Origin of the sequence: Larkinella sp. VNQ87 (assembly GCF_049445795.1) — a bacterium.
In the GTDB taxonomy this organism is placed as follows: domain Bacteria; phylum Bacteroidota; class Bacteroidia; order Cytophagales; family Spirosomataceae; genus Larkinella.
In genome coordinates, this window is the sequence record NZ_JBMSDT010000003.1 from 37,131 (window position 1) to 63,850 (window position 26,720).

Annotated in this window: 21 protein-coding genes and 1 tRNA gene; 3 read left to right on the forward strand and 19 right to left on the reverse strand. The window is 53.2% G+C overall.

Features of this window, described 5'->3' with window-relative positions; genetic code table 11:
- Nucleotides 1–476 precede the first annotated feature (476 nt).
- The 5 genes from ACO2Q8_RS05265 to ACO2Q8_RS05285 all read right to left on the reverse strand — a co-directional run bounded on the left by ACO2Q8_RS05265 (nucleotide 477) and on the right by ACO2Q8_RS05285 (nucleotide 4,575).
- Nucleotides 477–1,448, reverse strand: coding sequence for a phage/plasmid replication domain-containing protein (locus tag ACO2Q8_RS05265; protein WP_423343745.1), 972 nt, complete (start codon nucleotides 1,446–1,448; stop codon nucleotides 477–479).
- A gap of 180 nt (nucleotides 1,449–1,628) precedes the next feature.
- Nucleotides 1,629–1,925, reverse strand: a complete 297-nt coding sequence (locus tag ACO2Q8_RS05270) for a helix-turn-helix transcriptional regulator (protein WP_423343746.1) — start codon at nucleotides 1,923–1,925, stop codon at nucleotides 1,629–1,631.
- A 95-nt stretch (nucleotides 1,926–2,020) separates the two neighbouring features.
- Nucleotides 2,021–2,842 carry a hypothetical protein gene (locus tag ACO2Q8_RS05275; RefSeq protein WP_423343747.1) on the reverse strand — a complete coding sequence of 274 codons (822 nt, stop codon included), beginning with the start codon at nucleotides 2,840–2,842 and terminating at the stop codon, nucleotides 2,021–2,023.
- 116 nt (nucleotides 2,843–2,958) lie between these two features.
- Nucleotides 2,959–3,042 (reverse strand) — tRNA-Leu (locus ACO2Q8_RS05280).
- Nucleotides 3,043–3,162: 120 nt separating this feature from the next.
- On the reverse strand, nucleotides 3,163–4,575 hold the full coding sequence (locus tag ACO2Q8_RS05285) for an MBL fold metallo-hydrolase RNA specificity domain-containing protein (protein WP_423343748.1): 1,413 nt from the start codon (nucleotides 4,573–4,575) through the stop codon (nucleotides 3,163–3,165).
- Between the two features lie 187 nt (nucleotides 4,576–4,762).
- Between ACO2Q8_RS05285 and pbpC the strand changes: the two genes are divergently transcribed.
- Both pbpC and ACO2Q8_RS05295 read left to right on the forward strand, forming a co-directional pair.
- Nucleotides 4,763–7,027: a penicillin-binding protein 1C gene (gene pbpC, locus ACO2Q8_RS05290; RefSeq protein ID WP_423344140.1), complete on the forward strand. Its 2,265-nt coding sequence runs from the start codon at nucleotides 4,763–4,765 to the stop codon at nucleotides 7,025–7,027.
- Between the two features lie 266 nt (nucleotides 7,028–7,293).
- On the forward strand, nucleotides 7,294–8,457 hold the full coding sequence (locus tag ACO2Q8_RS05295) for a Gfo/Idh/MocA family protein (RefSeq protein WP_423343749.1): 1,164 nt from the start codon (nucleotides 7,294–7,296) through the stop codon (nucleotides 8,455–8,457).
- A 96-nt stretch (nucleotides 8,458–8,553) separates the two neighbouring features.
- Here the strand turns inward: ACO2Q8_RS05295 and ACO2Q8_RS05300 are convergent, their stop codons facing one another.
- Complete coding sequence (locus ACO2Q8_RS05300) at nucleotides 8,554–9,282, reverse strand: ThuA domain-containing protein (protein ID WP_423343750.1); 729 nt, start codon at nucleotides 9,280–9,282, stop codon at nucleotides 8,554–8,556.
- An 82-nt stretch (nucleotides 9,283–9,364) separates the two neighbouring features.
- On the opposite strand from ACO2Q8_RS05300, the gene ACO2Q8_RS05305 reads away from it, so the two are divergent.
- A complete protein-coding gene (locus ACO2Q8_RS05305) occupies nucleotides 9,365–9,805 on the forward strand; it encodes an NUDIX domain-containing protein (protein ID WP_423343751.1) in 441 nt (146 codons plus the stop codon).
- 60 nt (nucleotides 9,806–9,865) lie between these two features.
- On the opposite strand, the gene ACO2Q8_RS05310 is transcribed toward ACO2Q8_RS05305, so the two are convergent.
- The 13 genes from ACO2Q8_RS05310 to bshC all read right to left on the reverse strand — a co-directional run bounded on the left by ACO2Q8_RS05310 (nucleotide 9,866) and on the right by bshC (nucleotide 26,623).
- The gene (locus ACO2Q8_RS05310; RefSeq protein WP_423343752.1) at nucleotides 9,866–11,248 is read right to left on the reverse strand and encodes a sodium:solute symporter family protein; all 1,383 of its coding nucleotides are present in this window, start codon (nucleotides 11,246–11,248) and stop codon (nucleotides 9,866–9,868) included.
- A 130-nt stretch (nucleotides 11,249–11,378) separates the two neighbouring features.
- Nucleotides 11,379–11,909: a hypothetical protein gene (locus ACO2Q8_RS05315; protein ID WP_423343753.1), complete on the reverse strand. Its 531-nt coding sequence runs from the start codon at nucleotides 11,907–11,909 to the stop codon at nucleotides 11,379–11,381.
- A 414-nt stretch (nucleotides 11,910–12,323) separates the two neighbouring features.
- Nucleotides 12,324–13,199 carry an AraC family transcriptional regulator gene (locus tag ACO2Q8_RS05320; protein ID WP_423343754.1) on the reverse strand — a complete coding sequence of 292 codons (876 nt, stop codon included), beginning with the start codon at nucleotides 13,197–13,199 and terminating at the stop codon, nucleotides 12,324–12,326.
- A 39-nt stretch (nucleotides 13,200–13,238) separates the two neighbouring features.
- Complete coding sequence (locus ACO2Q8_RS05325; RefSeq protein ID WP_423343755.1) at nucleotides 13,239–14,894, reverse strand: RagB/SusD family nutrient uptake outer membrane protein; 1,656 nt, start codon at nucleotides 14,892–14,894, stop codon at nucleotides 13,239–13,241.
- Nucleotides 14,895–14,905: 11 nt separating this feature from the next.
- Nucleotides 14,906–17,974, reverse strand: a complete 3,069-nt coding sequence (locus tag ACO2Q8_RS05330) for a SusC/RagA family TonB-linked outer membrane protein (RefSeq protein ID WP_423343756.1) — start codon at nucleotides 17,972–17,974, stop codon at nucleotides 14,906–14,908.
- 29 nt (nucleotides 17,975–18,003) lie between these two features.
- A complete protein-coding gene (locus tag ACO2Q8_RS05335) occupies nucleotides 18,004–19,545 on the reverse strand; it encodes an ADP-ribosylglycohydrolase family protein (RefSeq protein ID WP_423343757.1) in 1,542 nt (513 codons plus the stop codon).
- Between the two features lie 247 nt (nucleotides 19,546–19,792).
- Complete coding sequence (rpiB, locus tag ACO2Q8_RS05340) at nucleotides 19,793–20,308, reverse strand: ribose 5-phosphate isomerase B (protein WP_423343758.1); 516 nt, start codon at nucleotides 20,306–20,308, stop codon at nucleotides 19,793–19,795.
- A gap of 30 nt (nucleotides 20,309–20,338) precedes the next feature.
- On the reverse strand, nucleotides 20,339–21,175 hold the full coding sequence (locus ACO2Q8_RS05345; RefSeq protein ID WP_423343759.1) for a TIM barrel protein: 837 nt from the start codon (nucleotides 21,173–21,175) through the stop codon (nucleotides 20,339–20,341).
- Nucleotides 21,172–22,464: an MFS transporter gene (locus ACO2Q8_RS05350; RefSeq protein ID WP_423343760.1), complete on the reverse strand. Its 1,293-nt coding sequence runs from the start codon at nucleotides 22,462–22,464 to the stop codon at nucleotides 21,172–21,174. Before ACO2Q8_RS05350 ends, ACO2Q8_RS05345 begins: the two co-directional genes overlap by 4 nt.
- A 34-nt stretch (nucleotides 22,465–22,498) precedes the next feature.
- Nucleotides 22,499–23,284 carry an SDR family oxidoreductase gene (locus tag ACO2Q8_RS05355; RefSeq protein ID WP_423343761.1) on the reverse strand — a complete coding sequence of 262 codons (786 nt, stop codon included), beginning with the start codon at nucleotides 23,282–23,284 and terminating at the stop codon, nucleotides 22,499–22,501.
- 242 nt (nucleotides 23,285–23,526) lie between these two features.
- Nucleotides 23,527–24,390 carry an inositol oxygenase family protein gene (locus tag ACO2Q8_RS05360; RefSeq protein ID WP_423343762.1) on the reverse strand — a complete coding sequence of 288 codons (864 nt, stop codon included), beginning with the start codon at nucleotides 24,388–24,390 and terminating at the stop codon, nucleotides 23,527–23,529.
- A 73-nt stretch (nucleotides 24,391–24,463) separates the two neighbouring features.
- Nucleotides 24,464–25,060 (reverse strand): 5-formyltetrahydrofolate cyclo-ligase, encoded by a 597-nt coding sequence (locus tag ACO2Q8_RS05365; RefSeq protein ID WP_423343763.1) that lies wholly within the window; start codon nucleotides 25,058–25,060, stop codon nucleotides 24,464–24,466.
- Nucleotides 25,061–25,063: 3 nt separating this feature from the next.
- A complete protein-coding gene (gene bshC, locus ACO2Q8_RS05370; protein WP_423343764.1) occupies nucleotides 25,064–26,623 on the reverse strand; it encodes a bacillithiol biosynthesis cysteine-adding enzyme BshC in 1,560 nt (519 codons plus the stop codon).
- Nucleotides 26,624–26,720 lie beyond the last annotated feature (97 nt).

Consider the following 26,720-nt stretch of genomic DNA (forward strand, 5'->3'; position numbering starts at 1 on the left):
ATTATAATGTCTATCATAAATATAATTCTGCTTCGATAAAAGTTGGGAATTATAATATAGCCTACGACTGAAAGAAGTCCTACTTTGCCAAATTCCATTGTCGAAATTGTGGAAAAGAGTACGACAATGACTATTATTTACTGGGCAGATAAAGTATAATACGTTCCCTTTTTCTAAATTGCTTTTTATTGATCTTAACTGGATTACCTCATTATGTACAGTTGCTTCCAGATTGAAAGCATTATTAATTTTGTAGACTAAATTCATGTATGGTTCGTTGTCTGGTGGGTAATATGTTGTTAGTGAGATTTTACCTCTAATATTCCCTAGTTGGTCATACCAAGATAACTCTCCTGATACCTCTTCATTTTTGATAAAGAAGCCTTGCTTAAGAAGGTAACCCAACTTAATACAAAAAGAATCAGTTGTAGAATGCGTATTTATACTTTTACGGCCCATTTGATATTGAGATGTTTCTAAGCTACTAGCTTTGATTGAGAAAATGTATTATTCTGCATGAAAGTCTTAATTTTTGAATCTAATACTTTGATTGAGTCTGTTGATGAAGCATTAGCAGATTTAAATTTCTCAATTGTAGACAAGTATTTTTTAATATTCTGCTTTGTACTCTTAGATAGCAGGTTTGCCTTATAACTTATTTCAAGAGTCTCTCTTATTGAGTCAATGCCGCATTCAATAATTGCTTTCATTTCCATTTCTCTTTGAGTTCTAAATAGACCGATAGTGGCTGTATAGTCTTTCTCAACATCACTATACATTGTATACCATATTTCAGGTAATCGGTTCACGTTGTCTAGAATAAATTCTACAGTCACGTTTTTTGTGCCGAAATGTTTCATGATTTGATACTTATTAAAAAGCTTATACTCTATACGTAAAAGATTTTCTGGAACAGTGTTTTCTAGTCCATTTTTTGCCATTTCTTTTTTTGCACATGCAGTTTGGTCATAAAATATAATTTGATGTGAGGTGTTTCCAATAACTACACTTTCTCCATTGCTTTCAAAGTTGGTTTTTTTCATTCTTTTACACCCTACTATTTTCCCAGTTATTGATGAAGGCGGTAATGGTAATTGTATACTTACTCCAATGTCAATTCTTTTGTGTATTGCTCTTGACCAGTCTATAAAGTAGTACCGTGACTGCAAGATAGAGTAGGCTTCTTGTAACTGGTTACTATTCAACAACAGGAAGTTGTTACCAAAGTATAATTTTGTTAGACTTCCCTGTAAATATATATTGTTCTGGGCAATCCATATCTTAAATCCATTATCATAGCAAGTGTGTGTTTCAAACGGTGCCTTTGAATTATCACTTGTTGATCTTGTATTTTTATCAACAGAGTAATTCTCTTTTAAGAATTGAATACAATCTTCTACTTCTTGTGGTGTACGAAACGGCTGGATTATTTGTATTGTGTCAATCATGGTGGGACAACTTTTTAGACTTTTTCTAACTTGTTATAAGTAATAAATAGGAATAAGAAAATTTAGATAAGCTAGCAAGCACGAAGCTTGAACAACTTCATGCGTTATATGGGACCCATTCAATTAGAATAAGCATCCCTTTCAGTAGCTTAAATACCTTCTTGCCTGTATGGGACCCAATCAATTAGAATTAGCCTTTCTAATGAGATTTGCAGAATCAAGTACTTCATTTCTTTTATACCTGACATGGTTACCAAGCCGGTAGGGCTTTAGTAATCCTTTCTTATCCCAATTCCAGATAGTTACTTTAGATACTTTAAGTAAGGCGGCTACCTCTTCGCGTGTTAGAAACTCGTCAGGGGCTTGATGAGTAATGCGCATCATTAATTGATTGATTGCGCTTTCTAAAGAAGAAAACTTGGTAAGAATGGTCTGAGCGTCTAACTGCTCGATCTGAAGCGTTTTTACAGTATTCATCAGCTTTAATTGGTGATACTGTAATTAAGTAAAAATCCCTGAACCGTTCAGGACACATCAAGAAAGTTCAAGACAACTGAAGACATAGAAAAGTATTACCTATTTTTGTAGTTCTCCTTGCAATATTTGTCAACCTTTTCAAATATTTCATCATATTGCTTACTCTCTTTTTTAAACCGCTTCGGCGGCAAATCCAGAATCTTACAGAAAAGCTTATGTTGATATGTGTCTTTATTCATTGGTAAAATACCATTTCTTACTAATGCTTCTATGAATGCTGCTATCTTTCCTTCGAATCTACCTTTAAGGATGCATTCCCCTTTCGGGTTAATAAACGAGAAATGTCTTAAAGCTTTAAATGTAAAATCGTGCTTTTCTTTATCAGCAAAGAAGTGTAGAAATGGTAAATGTAACGAGCTATCTGTTTTATCTTCGATTATTTGCAGTGAAGTAGGCTCTTTTTGTAAGTTGCTGGCAACTCTATTAAACCTATTTTTTTCTTCCTCCGCGTACTCAATGATTTGTTTAATTATGTTTTCCTCTTTAAACTTCTCCATTGCGCCGGGTTCAAATCCAGTCAAATCAGCATAATATTTTTCCCAGAACTCAACTATATCTATATTGATTCCATAGTCTTGATCAACTTTCGTCTTAAATTTTGCAAGAACCTTTGCTGGACTTTTTATTAATTCCGAGAACCTCATTTCCCTCTCAATATCTGGCTGTAAGTCAGTTTTAGCCATTTGATCAAGCAATGGTTTCATATCCTCGCCTAATCCGTAATCTATTTCTCCTCTTAGATAGGCTGCTTTCTCCTCCCTGAAATAGTTTTTACTTATAATCGACTTATAATAAGTATATGTACTCTCATCGCTTAACAACCATTTTAAGGTTTCTATTTTTTCTAATGGGTTCACCTCTTTTCTAATTTATTATTAGTAATAATTCATAATTCCGTCCCCGATTCCGTCCCCGAACAAAAACAAAAAACCCATAACCGACTGATTTACAGTTAGCTATGGGTTTGATGGTGTGCCGAAGGCGAGACTCGAACTCGCATGCCCGTGAAGGCACACGCCCCTGAAACGTGCGTGTCTACCAATTTCACCACTTCGGCAGCTCGTTTCCCCTGATTTGGGACTGCAAAGATGGAGCGTTTAAATTAGTTTTGCAAGCGAAAACCGCAAAAAAATGTGCGGTTTTTGTCCTTTTTAAGCGTTGGGTGAACCAAAACCGGCTACAGGTTGACCGCTTCGTACAGGGACGGAATGTAAACATTCTGAAAACCAGCGCTCTGGAGCTTTTGTCGGAACAAAATCTGGCGGTCGTACTCGCCGTGGACCAAAAACACCTGCTTCACCTGCGCCGGGTTTTGGCACGCCAGAAAATCCAGCATCTCGCGGTAATCGCCGTGCGCGCTGAACGAATCCATTACCTCGATGTCGGCTTTCACCTGAAACGTTTCACCGAAAATTTTCACTTCCGCATCGCCCCGCTTCAGCGCCCCGCCCAGCGTTTCGGGGCCGCAGTAGCCCACGATCAATACCGTGCAACGGGCATCTTCGATGTTATTTTTGATGTGGTGCTTGATGCGCCCGGCTTCGGCCATGCCCGACGACGAAATGATGATGCAGGGTTCGTCGCGGTCGTTGATGGCTTTGGAATCTTCCACGTCCGAGACGTAATGCAGGTTCGGAAAGGCAAAGGCGTCACCGTCTTTCTCGATGTACGCCAGAATTTCCGGGTTAAAACACTCCTCGTGGGCTTTCATCAGGTGCGTGGCTTTGACGGCCATCGGGCTGTCGATGTACACCGGCAGGCGCGGCAGCTCACCGGTATTCGCCAACTGGTCGAAGGCATAAATCAACTCCTGCGTCCGGTCGACGGCAAACGCCGGGATGATGAGTTTGCCCCGACGCACAACGCAGGTGTCGTGCACAATCCGGAGCAGATGGGCGCGCATGTCGGGTTCGGGCTCGTGGAGCTTGTCGCCGTAGGTCGATTCGCAAATGATGTAATCGGCCTGCGGAAACGGCTCCGGCATTTTTAGTATCTTGTCGTGCGGTCGGCCAATGTCACCACTGAAAAACAGTCGTTTTTCGACCGCTTCGCCGTTCGGACCGGTTTCGTGGACGGTCAGGCTGATGGCTGCGCTCCCGAGCAGGTGGGCGGTATCCGTAAACAGCACGCTCACTTCGTCGCGGCTGAGCCAGAACGTTTGGCCGTACTCGACCGGTTTCAGGAGTTCGAGGGCGCGCTCGACGTCGGCGGTTTCGTACAGCAGTTCGAGCAACGGCCGATTCTGGCGTTCCCGGCGTTTATTGACCCGTTCGAGGTCTTTTTCCTGGATGTGGGCGCTGTCGAGCAGCATCAGCCGACACAGATCAGCCGTTGCGGGCGTACAATAAATCGGGCCGTTAAAACCCTTCCGGACCAGACGCGGAATCAAGCCCGAATGGTCGATGTGGGCGTGTGACAGAATTAAATAATCGACGTCGGCGGCTTTAAACCGAAAATCCTGGTTCAGATCGTCCGTGTTGATGCCCTGAAACAAACCGCAGTCGAGCAGAATACGGGTGCCGCGTTGGGTCGTGATCAGGTGCTTGCTGCCCGTAACGGTGCGGGCGGCCCCAAAAAATTGAATTTTCATGGCTGGATTGTCTATGTAAGTACCCCCAACCCCCTGAAGGGGGCTTAAATATCCGGATTCCAAAGCCCCCTTCAGGGATTGGGGGTTTAAGCTAAGCGATCGCATATTGGAAAAATTACGGTACATCACCAAAAAATTCTGGAAACAACGCTGGGTAAAAGCCCTGCTGGTGCTGCTTGCGGTTTTCATGGTGCTGAATCTGGCGTTTCCGCTGAAGGTCCGGCCCCGGTATTCGACCGTCATCAGGGCGGCCGACGGCACCATTCTCCACGCCTTTCTGAGCGACGACGACAAGTGGCGGCTGGCGACGGAACTGGACGAAATCACGCCGGTTTTGCGGAAAACGATTCTCTACAAGGAAGACAAGTACTTCTATTACCACCCCGGTTTTAACCCGGTTGCCATGGCGCGGGCGGCTTTCCGGAACCTCGTCACGGGTCGCCGGACGTCGGGGGCGTCGACGATCACGATGCAGGTGGTCCGGCTGCTCGAACCGCGGGAACGAACCTACGGCAGCAAGCTCATCGAATGGTTTCGGGCCATGCAACTCGAAATGCGGTTTTCGAAAGACGAGATTTTGCAACTTTACCTTAACCTCGTTCCGTACGGCAGCAACATCGAAGGCATTAAATCGGCCTCAATGATCTACTTCGGAAAACCGCCCCAGTTGCTGAGCCTGGCCGAAATCACGACGTTGACGATCATTCCCAACCGCCCATCTACGCTATGGCTCGGGCGAACGAACCCGCTGATCGTGCAGGAGCGAAATCGCTGGCTGAACCGGTTTCGAAAAACCGACCTGTTTACGCCCGAAACCATCCGGGACGCCCTGGCCGAACCGCTGAACACCCACCGCCGGGCCTTGCCCAAACAGGCGCCCCATCTGGCTTTGCGGCTGAAAAAGCAGCATCCCGACCAGCCCATCATTCACAGCTTGTTGCGGCCGAATCGCCAGGCGCAAACTGAGCAACTGGTCGCCAGCTATGTTGGGCGGGTGAGGGCGATGAACATCCACAATGCAGCCGTTTTGGTCGTGAATAACCAGACGCTGGCCGTGGAAGCCTACGTCGGCTCGGCGGATTTTGCCAATCGCTTCGATGGGGGGCAGGTGGATGGCGTTCGGGCGGTGCGGTCGCCGGGCAGTACGCTCAAACCGCTGCTCTACGCGGTGGCTTTCGACAAAGGGCTGATGACGCCAAAAACCGTGCTGAACGACGTGCCGACCAATTTTTCGGGCTACGAACCCGAAAACTACGACCGCCAGTTTTACGGCCCCATCACGGTTGAATCGGCGCTGGCAAATTCGCTGAACGTTCCGGCCGTGAAGGCCTTGCAGCAGGTTCGCACGTCAACGTTTGTGGATTACCTGAAAAAAGCCGGGTTTGAAACCATCAAAAAACAGTCGAAAGACCTGGGGTTATCGGTTATTCTGGGCGGTTGTGGTGTAACACTGGAAGAACTCACGCGGCTGTTTGCGGCTTTTGCCAACGGCGGGAAAGTCGGTGCGTTAAACCTCGTAACTCCGGAAGCCGACGAAAAACCGGCGAAAAAAAGCCAGCTCATTTCGGAAGAAGCGGCTTTTCTGATCACGAACACGCTCACGCAAATCACGCGCCCGGACCTGCCCAACAATTTCGACAACAGCTACCACCTGCCACGCATTGCCTGGAAAACCGGCACCTCGTATGGTCGGCGGGATGCCTGGAGCATCGGCTACAACAAGCGCTACACGGTAGGCGTCTGGGTCGGTAATTTTTCGGGCGAGGGCGTGCCCGAACTGAGCGGGGCCAACATCGCCACGCCTTTGCTGTTCAGCATTTTCAACGCCATTGACTACAATTCGGGCAGCGGCTGGTTCCGGATGCCGAAAAGCCTGTCGATGCGGCAAGTCTGCGCCGAAACCGGCGACGTGCCGGGCGAATTTTGCGAACACAAACTCGTCGATTATGCCATCATGGGCGTCTCGCCCTACCGCCGTTGCCAGCACCGCAAAGCCGTCTGGACCAACGCAGCCCGGACGATTTCGTACTGCGCCCATTGCCTGCCCGCAGCGGCCGACGGCGAAACCGGTGGTGCGGTGCAGACGTTGTACCCGAATCTGGCCCCGGAACTGATCGCGTTTTACGAAAGTCGCCGGATTCCGTACGGGAAAATTCCGCCCCACAATCCGGCCTGTACGCGGGTGTTTGCGCAGCGGGGGCCGCAGATTGTCAGCCCGACCGACGGCAGCGAGTATTTCATCAGCGCCCGCCAGCCGCAGCAGTTGCAACTGAGTTGCCAGGCCGACAACGAGGTGAAGGAGGTGTATTGGTACCTCAACGACAAACTCTACCGTAAAGCCGCGCCAACGGAAGGCGTTTTCTTCAGCCCGGAGCCGGGTCCGCTGAAAATTTCCTGCGCCGACGACAAAGGCCGCAACACCAACATCCGGATTCTGGTCCGGCTGGAATAATTTTAAGGCAAGAGACGTAAGACAAAAGAGTAGAGACGTCATGTATCGGCTGTCAGGATCTTCGGCCGTCTCGACGCTGACAGGAATTTATATTCAAAACGCCTAAATTTTAGTAAACCGCCTTTCAAAACTGCGTTACTTCCTTAGCTTTGTGCCACTTATGATGGTATGAAAGCGGCTGGGCAAACGATGGACGAAAACCGTCTTTTCTCTCCTGTCCCACCGCTTTTGTCGGTAAACTAGTATTCTCCTAAAACCCCTTTTTCATGAATACCAATCGACGGGATTTTCTCCAAAAACTTTCCAAAGGGCTGGGCGCATCGGCGCTTTCGTTGCCCCTGGCGGGCTATGCGTCCACGCTGAATCAGCAGGACCAGTTTGCCCGGATCAACACGCTGGTGTCGCACCTGGGCGAACCGTTGCAACCGGGTCGCAAACTCGGGATGGCGCTGGTCGGTTTAGGAGGCTACGCCAAAAACCAATTGGCTCCGGCCTTGCAACAGACCCAGCACGTCCGGCTGGCCGGGATCGTGACCGGAACACCCGCCAAAGCCGAAGAGTGGACGGCCAAATACAACATTCCGAAAGCGAACGTCTACGATTACAAAACGTTCGACCGGATTATCGACAACAAAGACATCGACATCGTGTACGTGGTGCTGCCCAACTCGATGCACGCCGAGTACGTCATCCGGGCGGCTAAAGCCGGAAAGCACGTCATTTGCGAAAAACCGATGGCGGTGACGGTGAAGGAATGCCAGGAAATGATCGATGCCTGCAAGAAGGCAAACCGGCAACTGGCGATCGGCTACCGACTTCATTACGAACCGTTTACGCAGGAAATGATGCGACTGGGCCGGGAAAAGGTGTTTGGGAATATCAAGTTTCTGGAAGCCAGCGACGGGTTCAAAGCCGGTGATCCGAACCAGTGGCGGCTCAAAAAAGCGCTGGCGGGCGGTGGTCCGATGATGGATGTGGGCATCTACGCCATTCAGGGTGTGCGGCTGGTGACGGGCCTGGAACCGATTTCGGTGACGGCTCAGTTTGCCCCCAAAACCAATCCGGAGAAGTTCAAGGATGTGGAAGAAGGTATGTACTGGCAGTTCGAATTTCCGGGGGGCATCACGTCGACCTCAACCACGAGCTACGCGGCTGGCGTGGAGCGGCTGTACGCGTCGGCCGAAAACGGCTGGTTCGAGCTGCGCCCGGCGTTTGGCTACGGCCCGCTGAAAGGCATGACGAGCAAAGGGCCGATTGAAAAACCGGTCGTCAATCACCAGGCCATGCACATGGACGGGATTTGCAAGGATTTGATCGACGGCAAGCAACTGCCGAAGCACATCACGGGCGAGGAAGGGATGCAGGATATGAAAATCATCACCGCCACCTACCAGGCCGCCGAAACCGGGCGGAAGATCAAGATCGGGTAGGGTGAGTTGGGTTGTTACACAGGGTTAATCAGAGAGAATCAGAGAAATACTCCGATAAACCCTGATCCTCTCTGATTAACCCTGTGTAATAATCAATTACTTCTTTTTCCCCATTGCGTACTTAATCCCGCCGAGGATGTGTTGCAGGAACTGCGGGTCGCTGTAGGATTCGTCGGTGTGGCCCCCGCCCGTGTAGAACGACCGCCCGCCGTCGAATTCGCGGTACCAGATGAACGGGTGATTGTCGCCGTTTTTACCGCCTTCGTACGTCTTCTCATCCAGTTTTCCAATCACCTTGATGCCTTCGACGATGCTTTTGTAGTTGTACCACTCATCGTAGCGTTTCCAGCGGTCGGGCAGCATCTTGGTCGAGAGGTGTTTCTTGTCGACAATCTCGATTTCGGCGTTCTGCTGTTTCGGGTGGCTCAGGAAGTACGCGCCGACGAGCTGGTTGTACCAGGGCCAGTCGTACTCGGTATCGGCAGCCGCGTGAATGCCGACAAAACCGCCCCCTTTTTTGATGTATTGCTCAAAAGCCGCCTGTTGTTCGTTGTTTAAAATGTCGCCGGTGGTGCTCAGAAAGACTACGGCTTTGTATTTCTTCAGGTTGTCGGGCGTAAACAGGGCCGCATTTTCGGTGGTGTCGACGTTGAATCCGTTCTCCTGGCCGAGTTTATAAATACTGGCTTTGCCGACTTCGATGGATTTGTGCCGGAAGCCTTTTGTTTTTGAAAAAACCAGGATAGCGTCTTTGGCTTCGGCCGGACCCGTTGATAAGCAGGAGAATAAGCCCAGAAAGCTCAGAAATGTCAGAATCGTTTTCATACCGGGGTTTAGTAGTACATTGCCAAAAGTATCCATTTTGTCGTATTTTACCTTCGGTATTCCCGCAAATTCTTTCCTGTGTATGAAAGTTCGGCCCGCTGTGCTGCTCATCGAAAATAACCACGTACTGCTGATGCACTACCGCTACGGCGAAACCGACGTGTATGCCTTACCGGGCGGCAATCCCGACAAAGGCGAAACGCTCGAACAAACCGTCGTGCGCGAGTTGCAGGAAGAACTGGGCGTGGACGTGGAAGTGGGGCCGCTGGCGCTGGCGGGCGAGGTCATTTTGCCCGAAACCGGCAAAGACGATGTGTTACACGTGGTGTTTACGGGGCAACTGATCGGCGGTCTGCCGGTGCTGAACCCGGCCGAAACCTCGGCGCTGGCCGTGGTCTGGAAACCGGTTCGGGCGCTGGATTCGCTGAATCTGTATCCGAATGTCGGGCCGCAGATTCAGGATTTGCTCTTGTCACAAAAAAGTCCGGGCTATATTGGGAAGATCAATCAGACGTTTTTTTGAGCCGGTTTGCCCCCCACCCCCTAAAGGGGGCTATAAACATCCGGGTGCTGAAAGCCCCCTTCAGGGGGTTGGGGGTGATTTTGGGCCAATTAGTACCCCGACAACCATCCCCGCCGTGCTGGCCAAGAGGCCGTAAATCATGGCCGAATACTCCGTTTCCAGCGCCAGACAGACGAACCAGACCAGAATCCCGCCGATCATCGAGAGCAGGCAGCCGAGCGTGTTGGCCCGTTTCCAGTACAAACCGGCCGTGAGGGGCACAAATAGCGACACGAGACTGAACGCCGACGATTCGCCGACCAGCTCGAAAATGTTGACATCGCGGGCGGCTGTCATCCAGACGCAGATGAGCGTGATCACGACGACGGCCAGCCGGATTGTGAGCAACAAGGTTTTGTCGCTGATGTCGGGCCGGAAAAACCGGAAGATGTTTTCCCCAAAAACCGTCGCCGGTGCCAGAATCGCCCCGCTCGACACGCTCAGAATGGCCGACAGTAACGCACCGAAGAACAGAATTTGCAGCGGCATACTGCCCTGTTGCAGCACCATGTTCGGAATCAGCATCTGGTTGTCCTGGCCCAGATTCGGGTAGAGTTGTTTCCCGGCCAGCCCGATGAACAGCGGCAGCATGGCGATGGTCAGGTACAGACCCGACGCCAGGTACGAGGCCCGGACGGTGGTTCGCTCGTCTTTCGCCGACATCACGCGCTGAAAAATGTCCTGCTGCGGAATCGACCCCAGCCCGATGGTCATCCAGGCGGCAATCCAGCTAAGGCTGTCTTTCATCGTCGGCGGGGGCAGAAACCGGAAAAAACCGGGTTTGGTCTTCTGCACGATGGATTCGATCCCGCCGGTCTGGTTATACAGAATCACGGCGATGATAATCAGGGCAATAATGATAATGATGTTGTGCAAAAAGTCGGTGATGGACAGCGACCACATCCCGCCCATCATGGTATAAATCATCACAATCAGCGCGCTGGAGGCAATGCACCAGAAAATCGGAATGCCCGTCACCAGGTTCAGCACAATGCCGATGGCGATAAATTGGGCGGCAATCCAGCTAAAGTAGGAGGGAATGACCAAAACCGCCGAAATGAATTCCGCTGAGCGCCCAAACCGTAAACTGAAATAATCGGAAAACGTGGTGATTCCCAGCCGGTAGAGCGGACGGGCGTAGAACGCCCCCACCAGAAACAGACACAAGGCCGACCCGAACGGTTCTTCAATGATCGCTAAAACCCCGCCCTCGACAAAGGTCGCCGGGGCACCCATGATGGTTTCGGAGCCAAACCAGGTTGCAAAGGTCGCCGAAGCCGCCAGCGCCAGCGGCAACCGCCGACCAGCCAGCACAAAATCCTGGCTATTGGTCACTTTTCGGGCCGCCCAGGCCCCGATGGCCAGGTTAGAGAGGAGATAGAGCGCGATAAACGTGAGGAGCATTACAGGAGTGGGCTAATCCAAAACCAGAGACGGTTATTTGGCGGTAATAATCGTCAAAGTTCCGCTGACTTTCAAGGAAAAGCGGGTTAACGCCTGCAAAACGGCGTCTGGCGCGTTTTGATCTCCCGGTTTAGGGCGTCACAGTATACTGATACAGGCCGAAGCTGTTTTTCTGCGGTAACTCAAACGGAACGCTCTTCCTTGCTGAGACCCCTGCCCGGAACGTTTTTCCACTACCGGCTACCCGGGTAAAGGTGACCTGTTTACCCGGTGGTATCAGTAACGGTACGGCCATTCGGGTCGCCGGATTATCCTCCCGGAATACGAGCATATACCCGGTTTTTTCATCGGCAATCGATTGAAAACCGGTCCACTGCCGTCCATCCGGTTCGTTGCCGATCGGGAAGATGTTGCCCGCGTGAATTCGGCTGCTATGCTGCCGGTAGGTCCTGATCAAGGCGCTGGTGGCAAAGGCTTCTGATGGTAAACCGGTGCCTTCGAACCACGCCAGCGGCTGGGCGAACATCGTAATGGCAAACAGGTAGTCGAAGGAATAGTTGCGGGGGGCAAAGATGTCATCGGACGGGTACTTGTCCTGGTTGCGCCATTTGTTCAGAAATTCGATTTGCAGATTTTGGGCGGGTAGGTAGCGGGACAACATCCAGAGGTTGCGCAGGGTCGTGTACGGGTAATAGTTTGTCCAGTCCGTATAGCGGTTTTCCAGGAAAATAGTATCGTATCCTGCCCGCGATCCCCGCAGCCGGGCCTGGTACTCCCGCAGGGCGCGGTGGCCGTTTTGCTGCTCCCCGGCGAATACGCCCGTTACAAAACTGTATCCCTACCGAATGGCGGTAGGGTGTAAGTCCTGGGGCATGATCCCCGCGCCAATAACCCGAAAGTTGCCGTATTCAACCAGAAAATCACCGCCCGGGTAGGCTCTACTTTTTCAATCACCGGGGTGTTGTTGCCCGCCGTGCTGGCCGTCAGCTTTTCGAGGTTGACCAGATTCGCCAGATTCGTACCCGGTCGTAGCCCGGTCGCAGCCAATTCGCCCCATTCACGGGTTCTGCACGACTTATCCGTGGTAGGCGTGGGCGTGCTGGTACTGCTTCGGCGTAATGCCCGTGATCCGCTTAAACTGGCTGTTAAAGTGCGTAAAATTGTTAAAACCGGTTTCAAAACAAATTTGGGAGATGTTCAGCTTGCTGTCAATCAGCATTTTGCAGGCATTTCCGATTTTGATTTCGTTTAAAAACTGCGTGTAAGTTTTGTTCGTGTGCGATTTGAAATACCGGCAAAAAGCCGTCAGGCTCATGCAGGCAATGGTCGAGACTTCTTCGAGCGTCGGGTTTTCGGCGTAATGGTCGATGATGTACTGGTAAACCCGGTTGATCCGCTCACATTCCTCCTCCTTGCTGTATTTTGTAAAGACGCGGCTGGACAGCACCTCGTACTCCTTCGCGTCGGCCATCGTTTTCAGGATACCGAGCAGATCGATGATCTTGCTCAGCCCGTCGGTGGCCTGGTCGAGTTGCTGAAGTTGTGTGATGAGCTTTTCACGGTGAGCGCCTTTAAACAAAATACCACGTCGGGATTGCGACATCAACCGGACCAGGGGGCTCACGTGCGGTAACTGGTAGAACGAATCGCCCAGAAAATCCTCCCGAAAATACACGACCAGGGCTTTCGACCGGAGCTTCGAATCTTTGTGATAATAGTCGATATCGCTGCGGTAGAGGTGCGGAATGTTGCTGCCGAACAAAACGACATCGCCCGGCTGAAACCGCTCCATGCTGTCGCCGACAAACCGGATGCCGGTGCCTTCCTCGACATACATGATCTCGAATTCCGGGTGAAAATGCCAGGACGGAAAGAAGAACGGTTCTTCGACTTTCATGATCTGAAAAGCCTCGTGCTGCTGCGTATCAACGATTTTCAGAATGGGTTTCATGGGGTAATGTCGTTGCTCAATAGACGGTTAAAACCGCTGTTAGTAGCCCGGATTCTGTCGGAACTCGCCCTCCGTCCGGTCGATCTGCTGCTGCGGAATCGGGCGCAGGACGTGGTGGTCCTTGATGTTGGCAGCCGCCAAGGGGTTGTACTTTTTGACCCGCTCAATGAGTTTCCCGGTGCGGGCCAGATCGATCCAGCGGTTGCCTTCTCCCAAAAGCTCGCGGGCGCGTTCATCTAATATAAAATCGAGGGTCAATTGATTGGGCGTCACTTCCATCGCCGTCCGGTTGGCCTGGGTTTCGGCGGGGGTACTGCCCAGGGTGGCAGCCCGGCGCCGGACCACGTTGAGGTACGTGGCGGCTTCGGCGGCATTTCCGCTCATGAGAAGAGCTTCGGCGGCAATCAGGTATGTTTCGGCCAGCCGGTAAAACAGCAGATCCCGCGAACCGGGCTGGTCGTTGACGCCCGGGCGCTCGGGGTCCAGAAATTTATTGAGCGTAGGAAAAACGCGCTCATTTTGTCGGCTGGGCGTCCAGACGTTGTACTTCGCCCGGTTTATCTCGGCGGTAGTCCATTCGCGGTCGGTCAGATACAGGGCGGTGTCGCCCGCAGCCAGCATCACCGATCGGCCGTTGATGGTGTAAGTGCCGGGCCGGTTGCAGTAGAAAACCCGTTTGAAGCTTTTGGTGTAGCGACTGTCCCGCTGCCGGTCAAAAAGTGTATTGAGCACAAAGTCAGTGGGTTTGTAACGGGCATACGGCCGACCGTTGGCGATGTCGCGCTGCATCCCAGGCAAGTCGTCGTACTTCATGATGAAATACAGGTGCATAGTGTTGCCGGGGCCGTTGGCGATCACATCTTTTGTGTTTTGAATAGCCCACACCACCTCCGAATTCTTTTCGCCCGAGCCCTGCTCAAATACTTTCCCGAAATCATCCAGCAGTTTGAACGAATAGTTGTTGATGACGTTTTTGGCGAGTGTGGCGGCTTTCGGGTAATCGTCGGGCTGCTTGGCTTCGGACGTAGCCCGGGCCAGGTACACCAGCGCGAGGGCGTGTTCGGCCGCCGGTTTGCTCACCCGGCCGTAGTTGGCCTGCGTCGCTGGCAGGTTCTGAACGGCAAACTCCAGGTCTTTGATGATCGTGTCGTAGACATCCCTGACCGGCGAACGGGTGGCCGTGGTCTGAATACCGGTCGTTTCGGTCAAAGCCAGCTGTACGGGGCCGAAAAGCTGGACCAGCATGTAGTAGTACTGCGCCCGGATGAACCGAACTTCGGCCACGCGCCCGGTCTTGACCGCATCCGTCAGGCCCGTTACCTGCGGGGCGCGGCTAATAACCGTGTTGCAGGTGTTGATGGCCGTGTACAGGTTGTTCCAGTTGTTGGTCACCGCTGTCGTGCGGGGGTTCAGGTCGCTGTTGTAAAAATTCAGCATTTTATTACCGCCGTCGAAACCGTTGGTAAACGTGTCCGTGCCGAAAACCGTGAGAATAGGAACGATGCCGTTGTCTTCAATGGCGCAAAAGACGGTTTTCAGCGAGGCATAGGCCGCATTGACCGCATCCTGAAAACCGGATGCCGTGTTGAGGTAACTGTCGGTTACCTGCGTCCGAACATCTTCTTCGAGTTCGTTCTGGCACGCAGAAAGAAACAGGCAAAAGCCCAGCATACTGACAATCAGTGTCTTTTTCATGGGGCGCTGGTTTAAAATTTGACGTTTAAGCCCGCCAGAAACGTCCGGACCGGGGGCGTGTTGTTGGTGGGAAATTCGGGGTCGATGCCGTTGTGTTTGGCGGTGTAGGTCGAGAAAACAAACGGATTCTGAACGCTGACGTACAGCCGCAGCGATTGCATTCGTAGTTTCTGAGCCAGTCCGGCCGGGACGTTGTAGCCCAGGTTGATATTCCTGATTTTGGTAAAAGAACCGTCGAAGTAAGAAAGCGTCGAGCCAAAGGTCGGCTGCTCCTGATTGACATTGGGCCGTGGGTAGGCGTTCGTCGGGTTGGTGGGCGTCCAGTAATCGACGTTGTACATATTGACGCGACCCGACAGGTAGCGCGAGGACCCGTGAAAAGGACTTTGAATCAGGCTCCCGAAGCGGGCGAACGTCAGAACGGACAAGTCGAAGCCTTTGTACTCAAACCGGTGCGTCATGCCACCCACCAGCCGGGGAACATCGGAACCCAGAATCTGCCGGTCGGCCGGGTCGATGACCCCGTTGCCGTTGACATCCTGCACCTTGATGCCGCCCACGAATGAGCCAAGCTGCCTGGCCTGCGATTCCTCGCCCAGTTGCCAGATGCCGGTTTTGACGAAATCATAATACACCACGGCCGGTTGCCCGATAAACCGCAGGTTCCCGATGTCGTCGACCTTGCCCTGCGATAGTTCCAGGATTTCTTCCCGGTTTGTGAACAGATTCAGGTCGGTACTCCACTCAAAACCGCCTGCCTGTTTCGAGGCCACGTTGAGGGTCGATACTGAAAACTCGACGCCCCGGTTGCGCTTGGAACCGACGTTGGACAGCACCGAGGCAAAACCGCTCGTGATGGGCAGTAATTTCGGCAGCAGCAAATCCGTGGTTTTCGACTGATACACTTCCAGCGCACCCGTGATGCGGTTGTTCAGGATGCCGAAATCGATTCCGGCGTTGAAAGTCGCGGTGGTTTCCCAGCGGAGGTCGCTGTTTCGGATGCTCGAAGGCCGGTAGCCGAACGCCGGGGAACCGTCGAAATCATACTGGCTACGGACCAGCAGCCCGTTGGTCTGGTAGGGCGGGATGCCTTCGTTGCCGGTGGCCCCGTAACTGACCCGGAATTTAAGGCTGGTAAAAACCGGATTGCCCGTCATAAACCGTTCGTTGGTGACGTTCCAGGCGAGGGCCGCCGAGGGGAAATACCCCCACTTTTTCCCTTCCGCAAACTTGGACGAACCGTCGGCCCGGCCGGTCAGTGTCAGCAGGAAGCGGTTGTCAAAGGCGTAGTTGATGCGGGCCATGTACGACAGGATGCTCCACTTTTCGTAGCCGCTGCTGACGCCGTTGATCACCGAAGCGGCCCCCACGTTGAAATACTCGAACGATTCGACCGGCAAACCTGATACATTCACGAATGACTGCTCAAACCGGCGGGTTTGCAGGCTGTACAGGCCCGTAAAATCCAGGCTGTGTTTGGCTCCGAACTGCTTTTTGTACGTCAGGATATTTTCCCAGGTATATGCCAGCGTGAAATCCTCGCGGGAAGAAGCCGCCGGATCACCCAGCCGCCGGACGTTGGTATAGCGGCCCCGGAAGTCGCCTTTTTTGTTGTAGGTCAGGTCGGGGGCAAAATTCATCCGAAACCGCAGGCCGTCGATGAGTTCGGCCTCGCCGTACAGATTGCTCAACAACCGAAACCGTTTGCTCTTGTTAATCACCGCGCCAGGGACAAGTTCCGACAGCGGATTGCTCCGCAGGCCGTCGCTCGTCGGCAGAAAAATGAGTTCGCCGTTGTCGTCGTAGGCCCGCCCGAGCGGATTTTCGCTCAACGCGCCGAAATCAGCACCCTGCCCGTATGGATTGACATCTTCGCCGTTGCGTTCGCTGTACGAACCCAGGGTTGACGTCCCGGCTTTGAACCGCTTACTCAGGGTCTGATCGAGGTTGATGCGGGTCGTGTAGCGGGTGAAATCCTGACCCGGAATGATGCCAATGTCTTTGAAATAACCGACGGCAACGTTATAACGGGTGTTGTCGGAACCGCCCGAAATGCCCAGTTCGTGGTTTTGCAGGCTACCGTTTTTGACCATTAGCCGCTGCCAGTCGGTGGAGCGGCCCTGGGCGATGGATTCCAGTTCAACGGCTTCGAAGAGTTTGGCATCGGCCTGCGGATCGGCATCGTCGTAGAGCGGTCGGCCGGTGGCGGTGTTGATCACGGCCCGGCGCGACTCGCGTTTGTATTCGGCAAATTGCGCGCCGTTCATGACATCGGCATAGCGCAGAATCCGCGAGGTGCCCAGGTAGGTGTCGTAGCTGACGGTCGGTTTGCCTACTTTCCCGCGCCGGGTCGTAATGATGATGACGCCGTTGGCACCCCGCGAGCCGTAGATGGCTGTGGCCGAGGCATCTTTCAAAATCTCCATCGACTCAATATCGCCCGGATTGATGTCGTTAAAACCGCCACTGATCGGGATGCCGTCCACGACGTACAGCGGATCGTTGCCCGCGTTGAACGACCGGCGACCCCGGATTTGCACCGAGACACCCCCGCCCGGTTTGTTGCTGTTGGTCAGCACGTAAGCCCCCGCTACCCGGCCCTGGAGCATCTGGGGCGCGTTCGTCACCGGAACTTCTTTCAGCGCTTTGGTGGTGATGGACGAGATCGCGCCGGTAATGTCGCTCTTTTTCTGGCTACCGTAGCCCACTACGATAATTTCATCCAGTTTGCGGTCGTCGGCGGTCAGCTTCACGTCGATGACAGTGTTGCTACTCACCGGTATTTTTTCGAGCTTGTAGCCGACATACGAAAAAATCAGGACGGCATCCGGTTTGGAAACATCGATGGAATATTGGCCTTCGGCGTTGGTCACGGTTCCCTGGGTGGTTCCTTCCACCACGATGTTGACGCCCGGCAGCGGTTCGCTGCTGCCGCTATCGGTTACTTTTCCGGTAATGACCCGTTTGGGCGTGAGCGAATTACCGGCAAAAGCCGTACTCCAGAGGGCCAGACAAAGCGCCAGAACCGACCATTTGGGCAAGGCGCTCCCGGCCAACGCTACAATAGAGTTGGTAGTCATAGAAAATGAGCGTAGGAGTGGGTGAAGAATTAGTTTGTGTAGAGCTGTCCGGGGTCTTTCCAGACGGTTACGTTGCCGTAAACTTCCTGGTCGGTGTACGGCCGCAGCGGTTTTTTGAAACCGGCACCGACGAATTTGTCTTTCAATTTATGCAGGCTCGTGAAATCGCCGAAGAAGATGTTGTTCATCACGCGCCAGTAACCGCTTAGTTCATAGCGGGCCTGTTCCCATTCTTTGGGATGTTTGCTGCGCAGCGTTTTGTCCATGTCGAGGCAAACGGCCAGGTAAGCCGCCCGGGCGCGTTGTTCTTTCGTGCCCGACAGCAGCGCATTGGTGATTTCCTTTTCATACTGTTTTTGCAGCATCGCTTTCTGCGTTTCCAGCGAAGCCAGCGGCTGAACGGGCGCCGGAGTCTCGGCAGGAATTTCGTACACCACCACTTGATCGACGACGGTTTTCCGGCCGCCGTTGGTTTCATTGACGAGTTCGAAAAGCTCGATCAGGCGGTCGGCAAAACTGGTGATCGTTTCGTCCATCGGCATCTTGTCCCGCGTGGTATTCTTGTAGCGGTCGACGATCTGCCAGCCTTCGTTCAGCATCTTGCGATAACCGTGCATCGCGCCGAGGATGGTTCCCAGCGTGGCCGCGTTGCAGTCGGCATCCCAACCCAGATTGAACGATAGCTTCAGGGTTTCGGCAAAATCGCCTTCGCCGTAGAGCAGGGCCATGATGATGGCACCGGTATTCAGTTCAGTGCCGTTGCGGTCGCGGGTGCGGTGGTCTTCACGGGTGTATTTTTCCAGCAGTAGACGCCGGGCTTCGGGCCAGTTGGTCGGGTGTTGGCGGTGCCAGCCCTGCACGTCGCGGATGATGCGGAGCGTATTGCTGGCCGGATCAATGGAGGCAATACCGGCGTCCAGAATTTTTTGAATGTCATTTTCCACAAAGGCCGTGGCAATCATGGCCGTGAATAGCTGCGTGGTCTGGGCCGGTTCGTTGTCGATGGCTACTTTGGTATAATGCAACCCGATTTTCGATGCGGTTTGGGGCATAGCCGGAGCCAGCAACCCGAAGGTTTCGCACAAAAACTGACCTGAAACATTAAACTCGGCCCAGGGATTCAGGGAGATGAAACCGGTCATGGGCGGTTTTACGTCAATGTCCATCAGGTGCCGGGCATACCGGTTCGAGCACCAGATGTTGCGGTTGATGCGCTCTTTCCACAAGGCGGTCACCTCGTCGTAGGGCAGAAAAACCGTTCGTTTTTTCTGCATGGTGTAGATATAGACCCATTCAAAATCGGTGTCGTCGTCGGTAACCGCGCCGTTTGGTAGCGAAGGAATGTAGTTTTTCAGGTTGCCCGCTTCCCGGATATACTTGAATTCGTACGGAAGCCCGTTGAGGTTGCCCAGCATTTGCCCCAGCAAACCGCCCCGGATTTTATCCCGGATGATTTCCGTGGGTATTTGTGTGGGCTTGGGACCCGGCGCTCCGCTGGCCCGAATCAGCGAGAACAGAAGCAGCAACGGGAGACTGACACTAGAAGGAATAAAGCGGTTCAGGGCTTTCATTTTTCCAATTTATATTAGATTTAAGAAAGAAATTTTTGCATTAGATGTATGTCAAAAGTAAAGAAATCAATCCCATTCAGGCATAAGTGATTTAGCCAATCCCTAAAGTATTTTAGCAAGTATTTCGGGAAAGACTCCGGTTGTGGGTTAATATACCCGAATAAAAAGCCTGCCGATGGCTTGCAACCATCAGAATGGGGTCTGCCAGCAGGTTTGCCGGTTTATATTTTTGAATAGATGAAAACCGTCAGTTTGCCGAACGGATGGAGGGGGGCGTTTCCGGCGTCGATTCCGGGAGGGGCCATTGCTCGGCGGAGAAATTAACTTGCTCGGCTTCTTCGATCAATCCCAGCGAGATGGCGTGCCGCCCCCCTTCGTAGGGTGTTTTGAGCCAGTTTTCCACCATATCGATGGCTTCAAATACACCGATGCACCGACCACCGAGGCACAAAACGTTCGAGTTGTTATGGGCGGCCGTCATTTTGGCCTGGTAGCTGCTGTAGCACAAAGCGGCCCGGATGCCTTTGTATTTGTTGGCGATAATGCTCATGCCGATACCCGTCGAGCAGATCAGAATGCCCCGGCTGTTGGGTTCCTGAAGTACGGCCTTGACCACCTTCGCTGCGTAGTACGGATACCGCACAATGTCTTCGGAATCCGATCCCAGGTCGGTGATTTCGTAACCCTGCGCTTGCAGGTGGGCGACCAGCGCCACTTTCAGCGCAAAACCGCCGTGGTCGTTTCCAATGAATAGCTTCGTCATGTTGGGGTTTAGCGGGTTAAGAAGTGGCGATTAGTTTGTAAATAGGACTTGCTCATTGTAGGCTCTGACGAGCGGCAGCAAATACTCGGCCGCCTGTTGTGCTGCTACATCGGGCGTCGGCAAGGGCAGAATTTCGACGGAAACCCAGCCGTCGTAACCGGCGTGTTGAATTTCCCGAAAAATAGCCAGAAAATCCAGGTGCCCCTGGCCCGGTGCCAGCCGGTTTGAATCGGCCAGGTGAATGTATTTTACATACTCCATGTAACGGCTCAGTTCAGGACCAATGGATGTATCTTCAATGTTCATGTGAAAAACGTCGGGCATGAGCTGCATATTCGGACAACCGATGCGCTCCATTAGCTGAACGCCGTCCGGAACGGAATTGATAAAGTCGGTTTCGTAGCGATTGACGGGTTCGAGGATGAGCGTAACGCCCTGTGGCTCGGCGTAGGCACAAAGTTCCTGGGCCACATCGGTAAACAAGGCTTCAACGTAGTCTCGGGACCGGCCGTTGACCGGCCCTCGCACCCGACCGATGTTGACCAGTTGCCCAAACTGAGCGGCCAAATCGATGAATTCTCTGAAAAGCGCAATGCCTTCCCGGCGTTTTCGGGGGTCGTCGTGCGTCAGCATCAGGCCCCCATCGGCATAAACCTGCCCCGTCGAAATACAGGATACTTCCATCGCGGATTGGTTGAGCAGCGCCTGAAGCCGGTCCGGATGAATTTCGTCGGCGCGTTTCAGGGCCAGTTCAACCCCGTGGTAGCCCAGGCGGGCGGCTTTTAGGATGGAGGTTTCAAAGCCCCGGTAAACGACAAAAGCACTCGGCAGGGCGTGGGTATCGGCAATCGCAATCGACAATTTCATGCTGAAAGGGAATTAGGAATGGGTTGTTGCGTAATGGGCAAAAGCGTAACCGGTTCAATCTTTTTAATCACAACAAAAAGAAGCAGATAACCCAGCGGATGCAGCAATCCGGAAATAAAGAAAGCCGGGCCGTAGCCGTACTGCTCAATGACAAAACCGATCACCAGACTGAACAGCATGGCTCCGTAGGTGGCAGCCAGCCCCATCAGGCCGGAGACCGAACCGACCAGTTGCGAAGGGAACAAATCCGCTACCAGCGTCTGCACGATAGTCGAAAATGCCTGGTGCCCAAACATCGCCAGCCCGAAAAACAGGATGGCCAGGGTTAGCGAAGCATCGGTAATCAGGAGCGAAACCGGCAGCAAAGCCGCAGCGATGCCCAGCGGAATCTTGCGGGCCAGATCGACCGACAGGTTTCGGCGAATCAGAAAACTGCTCAGCCAGCCACTGGCCAGACTCCCCAAACCGGCCAGGGCGTACGGAATCCAGCCGTAGGTGCCGACGCCCTTGATGTCCAGGCCCCGAACGTCGTTGAGATATTTGGGAAGCCAGAAAATGAAAAAATACCAGCCCGCATCGGGGAAAAACTTGACGAGCATGACGCCCCAAACCGCCCGGTACCGGAAAAGATCGACCCAACGAATCGCCGGTTTGGGGTCGGCGCTGACCGGCACGGTGCTTGCCAGGTAAACCCGTTCGGCTTCGGTAATCAGGCGACTCCGGGCCGGTACGGTGTAAATGCGCAACCAGACCAACGCCCACACGATTCCGATGCCCCCCGAAAGCAGGAACGTCCACCGCCAGTCGAGCACCGAGATGATCAGGGCAATCAGCGGAGGAGCCACCACGGCGCCCACGCTGGAACCGGTGTTGAACAGCCCGAACGCCAGGGAACGCTCCCGGGTCGGGAACCACTCGGAGACGACTTTGGCCGAAGCCGGAAAACCGCCCCCTTCGCCCACGCCCAGTAAAAACCGGGCGATGCCCAGGCCCGTCAGGCTCGACACCAGGCCGTGCAGCATATTGGCAAGCGACCACCAGAGGGTCATCAGGGCGTAGCCTTTTCGTGAACCCAGCCGGTCGAGCAGGTAACCGCCCACGGCGTACATCGTTCCGTAGGCAAACAGAAACAGGCTGTTGATCAGGCCATACTGGCTGTCGCTGATGGGGATGGTTTTGCGGATTTCGCTCAGCGCGACGGGCAGGTTTTGCCGGTCGAGATAATTGATGGCAGTGACGAGGGCAATCAGGCCGACAATCCACCAGCGGAAATGGGCTATCGTTTTCAAGGGTCAGGAGGGTTTACTGCACATACCAGGGCACTTATGAATGTGGCTTGCCGAACGTACTCAGCAAACCGCCGTCTACGTAAAGAATCTGTCCGTTGACAAAATCCGACGCGGAAGAGGCCAGAAAAACAGCGGCTCCCACCAGGTCCTCCGGAGTGCCCCAGCGCCCGGCCGGAGTTCGGCTGAGGATATAGTCGTTGAGCGGGTTGCCGGGTTCGCGGTAGGCGGTATTGATGGGCGTGGCAATGTAGCCCGGCCCAATCCCGTTCACCTGAATGTTGTGGATGGCCCATTCGGTCGCCAGGCTGCGGGTGAGCATCTTTAACCCGCCTTTCGCGGCTGCGTAGGCCGAAACCGAGTCGCGGCCCAATTCACTCATCAACGAGCAGATGTTGATGATTTTTCCCCGTTGGCGGGCAATCATCCGGCGACCGACGTATTTGGATACGACAAACGGAGCGCTCAGGTTCGTGTGAATAACCGTATGCCAATCGGCTTCCGTCAGGTCTTCGGCCGGGGCGCGCCGGATTACCCCCGCGTTGTTGACCAGAATGTCGATTGGCCCCCCGGTTTCCTCTATTTCCTCAACGGCCTGTTGGACGGCTTCCGGATCGGTGATATCGAACAAAGCGCCCGTTGCGTTAAGACCCTCCTGCTTCAGTTCATCAACAAAACCGTCCAGTTTGTCCTGGTTTCGGGCGTTGATCACTAGCGAAGCACCAGCCAGCCCCAGGCCCCGTGCCAGCGCTGCCCCGATGCCCTGCGTTCCGCCCGTGATGAGCGCCCGGCGACCTGCCAAATTAAAAAGTGATAAGGACATACCGGTGTGGGATCAGCGGTTTAGGCTTTTGCATGGATCATTTTATCCATCCCACAAAATTAACGGCTCTGAAATGGGGTAATTAAAGCGGATTACCGGAAACTTAAACTCTATTAGCCGGTATAGAGCCGGATTGCTTGAAAGAAAGGTTAAATGGAGATGCGCATTTGCCCGGCGGTCTCAAAGAGCAATAAAAAAGCCGGTGGATGAACACCGGCTTTTTTGTGAACGGACGGGCGGTTTTACAACCGAATCGTCGCGGGTAAATATTTTGCGATCAGATCTTCGTAATACGGTTTCAGCTCCGACACGACTGGCGTCACCGGGCTTTTCGAATACAGATCGTATGGGTTGAATTTATTGACCCACTTGAACATTTCATGGTCGTGCGCGTCCATGAGGTGATCGTAGGCATTTTCGCGGTGTTGTGCGTAGAACGAGTGGTACCGGATCATGTACAGGGCCGGTTCGGGCAGGTGATCCTTCGTGATGTGGTACAGGTACTCATCGTGGCCCCACGACATCGTTACGTTTCTCAAACCGCAATTTGGTTCGTAAACACCGTATTTGGTGTTGAAATCCTTGTTATTGGAATCCGGGTTGGCGGCAAAAAACTCGGGATAAACGATCTTGTCAGAATGCGCACAGCCAACCGGGAAGGTGTCACCCACCACGGCCCACTGCGGTTCGCCGAACAGACACAGAACCTTGCCCATGTCGTGCAGAAAACCGGTCAGCACAAACCAGTCGGGGTGGCCGTCGGCGCGGATGGCTTCGGCGGTTTGCAGCAGGTGTTGCAGTTGATCCAGTTCAATATCCGGGTCCGAATCATCGACCAGCGTGTTCAAAAACTCCATGGCACCCCAGACCGGGATTTCTTTTTTGTCGAATTTCAGGAATTCCGCCCGCTTTTCCTGCACGAAATCGTACGTCTGGTACGTGTGATTCAGGCGGTAAAACTCCCGCACCGTGTCGCGGCCCGGATTGTCGTAATTGCGGTATTCTTCTTTCGCTTTATGTTCCGGTTCAGGGTAACGAATCAGCAGATCGTCTTCCCATTCTTCGAGGCTGCCCAGCGGGTTGCGTTCGGTGTCGGTCAAGGCCATAGTAAGGTTGGTGTTTATTAGCCAGTTATAGGGCTGTAAAGATACGCATTCCGGAATACAGAACAAGGCCGTTCTAGCATCCGCCAAACCGCCAGATTCGGTCGGGTGTAATACAGCCATCCAGCGGAATATCACCGACATACACATCCGCGATCCGCTTGACGGGCTCAAATAGCGACAAACCGATTTTCAGGCAATCCGGGCGGCATTGCGCCAGAAACCGGTCGTAAAAACCGCCCCCGTAGCCGACGCGATTGCCGTGCTGGTCGAATGCCAGTAATGGGACGAGCACCAGATCGAATGAGGAATGATGAATGAGGAATGATGAGGTGGGGCAGGGTTCGGGAATGCCGTAGCGGTTTTGGGTCAAAAGGGTCGAAGGGGTGAGCTGATAATGCGTCAGCGTGCCCGTTACCGGCTCCGTGACGGGCGCGGCCACCAGTGTCTGCGGGGCGCTTCGCCAGAGTTGCCGGACGATCAGCCAGGTATCGACTTCGTTTTGGCGTTCGATGGGCAGAAACGTGCTGATGGCCGACACCGGTTTTTGCCAGTAAAAAGCTTCTTCGGTAAAAAACAAGGTTGCTACCGCTTCGCAACGGCGCTGCCAGTCGGCCTCCGGCAAGGCCCGGCGTTTCCGGAGGAACTCGCTGCGCAACTCGGCTTTGGTCATGGCTTAGTCTTTCAGCACCAGCATCCGGTAATCGAGCGGATCGAAGGTTTGCACGAGTTTGTGCACAAACTGCGGGTCGTTCAACTGAAAATTAAGGTAGTTCTCGGACCGTTCCTGAATGCCGCCGTTCGGGAAGAGTTTGTTTTTCAGCGTCATTAACTGGTTAAGGACCGTCTCGTAATTCTTCTCTTCGGTGCGTTTCAGGCGTTTTTCCAGGTGGTCGATGGTATGCAGCAACCGGGTTTGCTCAGCCAGCACGGCCCCTTCCAGCGATTTATCGACCCGCACGGATTTGTTCAAAATTTCGGTAAAACACTGTTCCAGACAGGCTTTCTGCTCCGACAGATCGAGGGAGTTCTCACTGATCCGCTCCGTGTACGACCGGCGCAGCTTCACTTCATCCCAGAACAGTTCTTCCGGCGTAACGCCCAGCTTGTCCATTTTTTTCGCGCTGGCCGGATTGACATACAAGGCAAAGTTGCGCGGCATTAGCAACGGATACGGGATCTTGAAATAATCGAAAACGCTTTTCAGTTGTAGCCAGTACGGCACTTCGGAAGGTCCGCCGATGTAGGCTAGGTTGGGCAAAATCACTTCCTGATACACGGGCCGCAGCACTACGTTTGGGCTGAAACGGTCGGGATGCTGCACGGCCAACGCCAGCATTTCGTCCTGCGAAAACCGTAATTCGGTAGTTAAGACCTGGTACGTGCTGGTGCCGTCGGCCGAGGGCTGCACAACGATGCGTTCGCGGAGCTGGTCGTCCAGATAAAACAGGTTGATTTCGCGGGGGGAGATTTGCGTGCGGTAGCCGAGCGCTTCGAGTTGCTGGCTGGTCTGCGTCACGAGCGTGTCGGTCGCGTGGTGGAGCAGTTCGTCTTTGATGACCGGCGCAAAGAGTTGTTTTAATTCCGCATCATCGGGGTCGAGGCAGATCAGGCCCTCGCTGCCCAGCAGTTTGTTGACGTACCAGCGAACGGCGTCGGTCAGCGTATCGTGTTTGAGGTACGCTTCCTCGAACAGAAACAGCTTTTCGGGCATCTGATCGAACACGGTTTTCAACTCTTTCGGGTTCATGCGCCCAACGGCCCCGCGTTGCTCGGTTTCCCAGATATAACTTTTACCGAACAGCGTAAAATGGTTGATTTCGGCAAAATCGTGGTCTTCGCTGGCAAGCCAGTAGATCGGTACAAACCGGTAGTCCGGGTAGGTTTCGTTCAGCTTCTTCGCCAGATTGACCGTCGTGATCCATTTGTAAAGCACATACAACGGGCCGCTGAAAATATTGAGCTGGTGGCCCGTCGTGACCGTAAACGTGTTGGGCTGTGCCAGCACCGAGAAGTCCGGTTTGTTCGGAATGTGTTGGTACTGCCGTTCCAGAACCCGCACCAGCGTCTGCCGTTTGGCCTCGTCGAACACCCGGTTTTTGACCTGATCGCCAAATGCTTCCAGCGACGGAAAGCGGTCGTAAAAGGGTTGAAGGGCTTCTTTTTGGGAAATATAATCGAGGAAGAGCGTCGAAAACTGGCCGGTAGCGGTAAGCGGGAGGTACTGACAGTCCATGAAAACGGGATTTTTGTCACTGAACACCGATTTAGTGGGCAAGGTTCGCGGTGCCGACAGGATTACACGAATGGCAACGAGGCTTTATGAGCGTAGT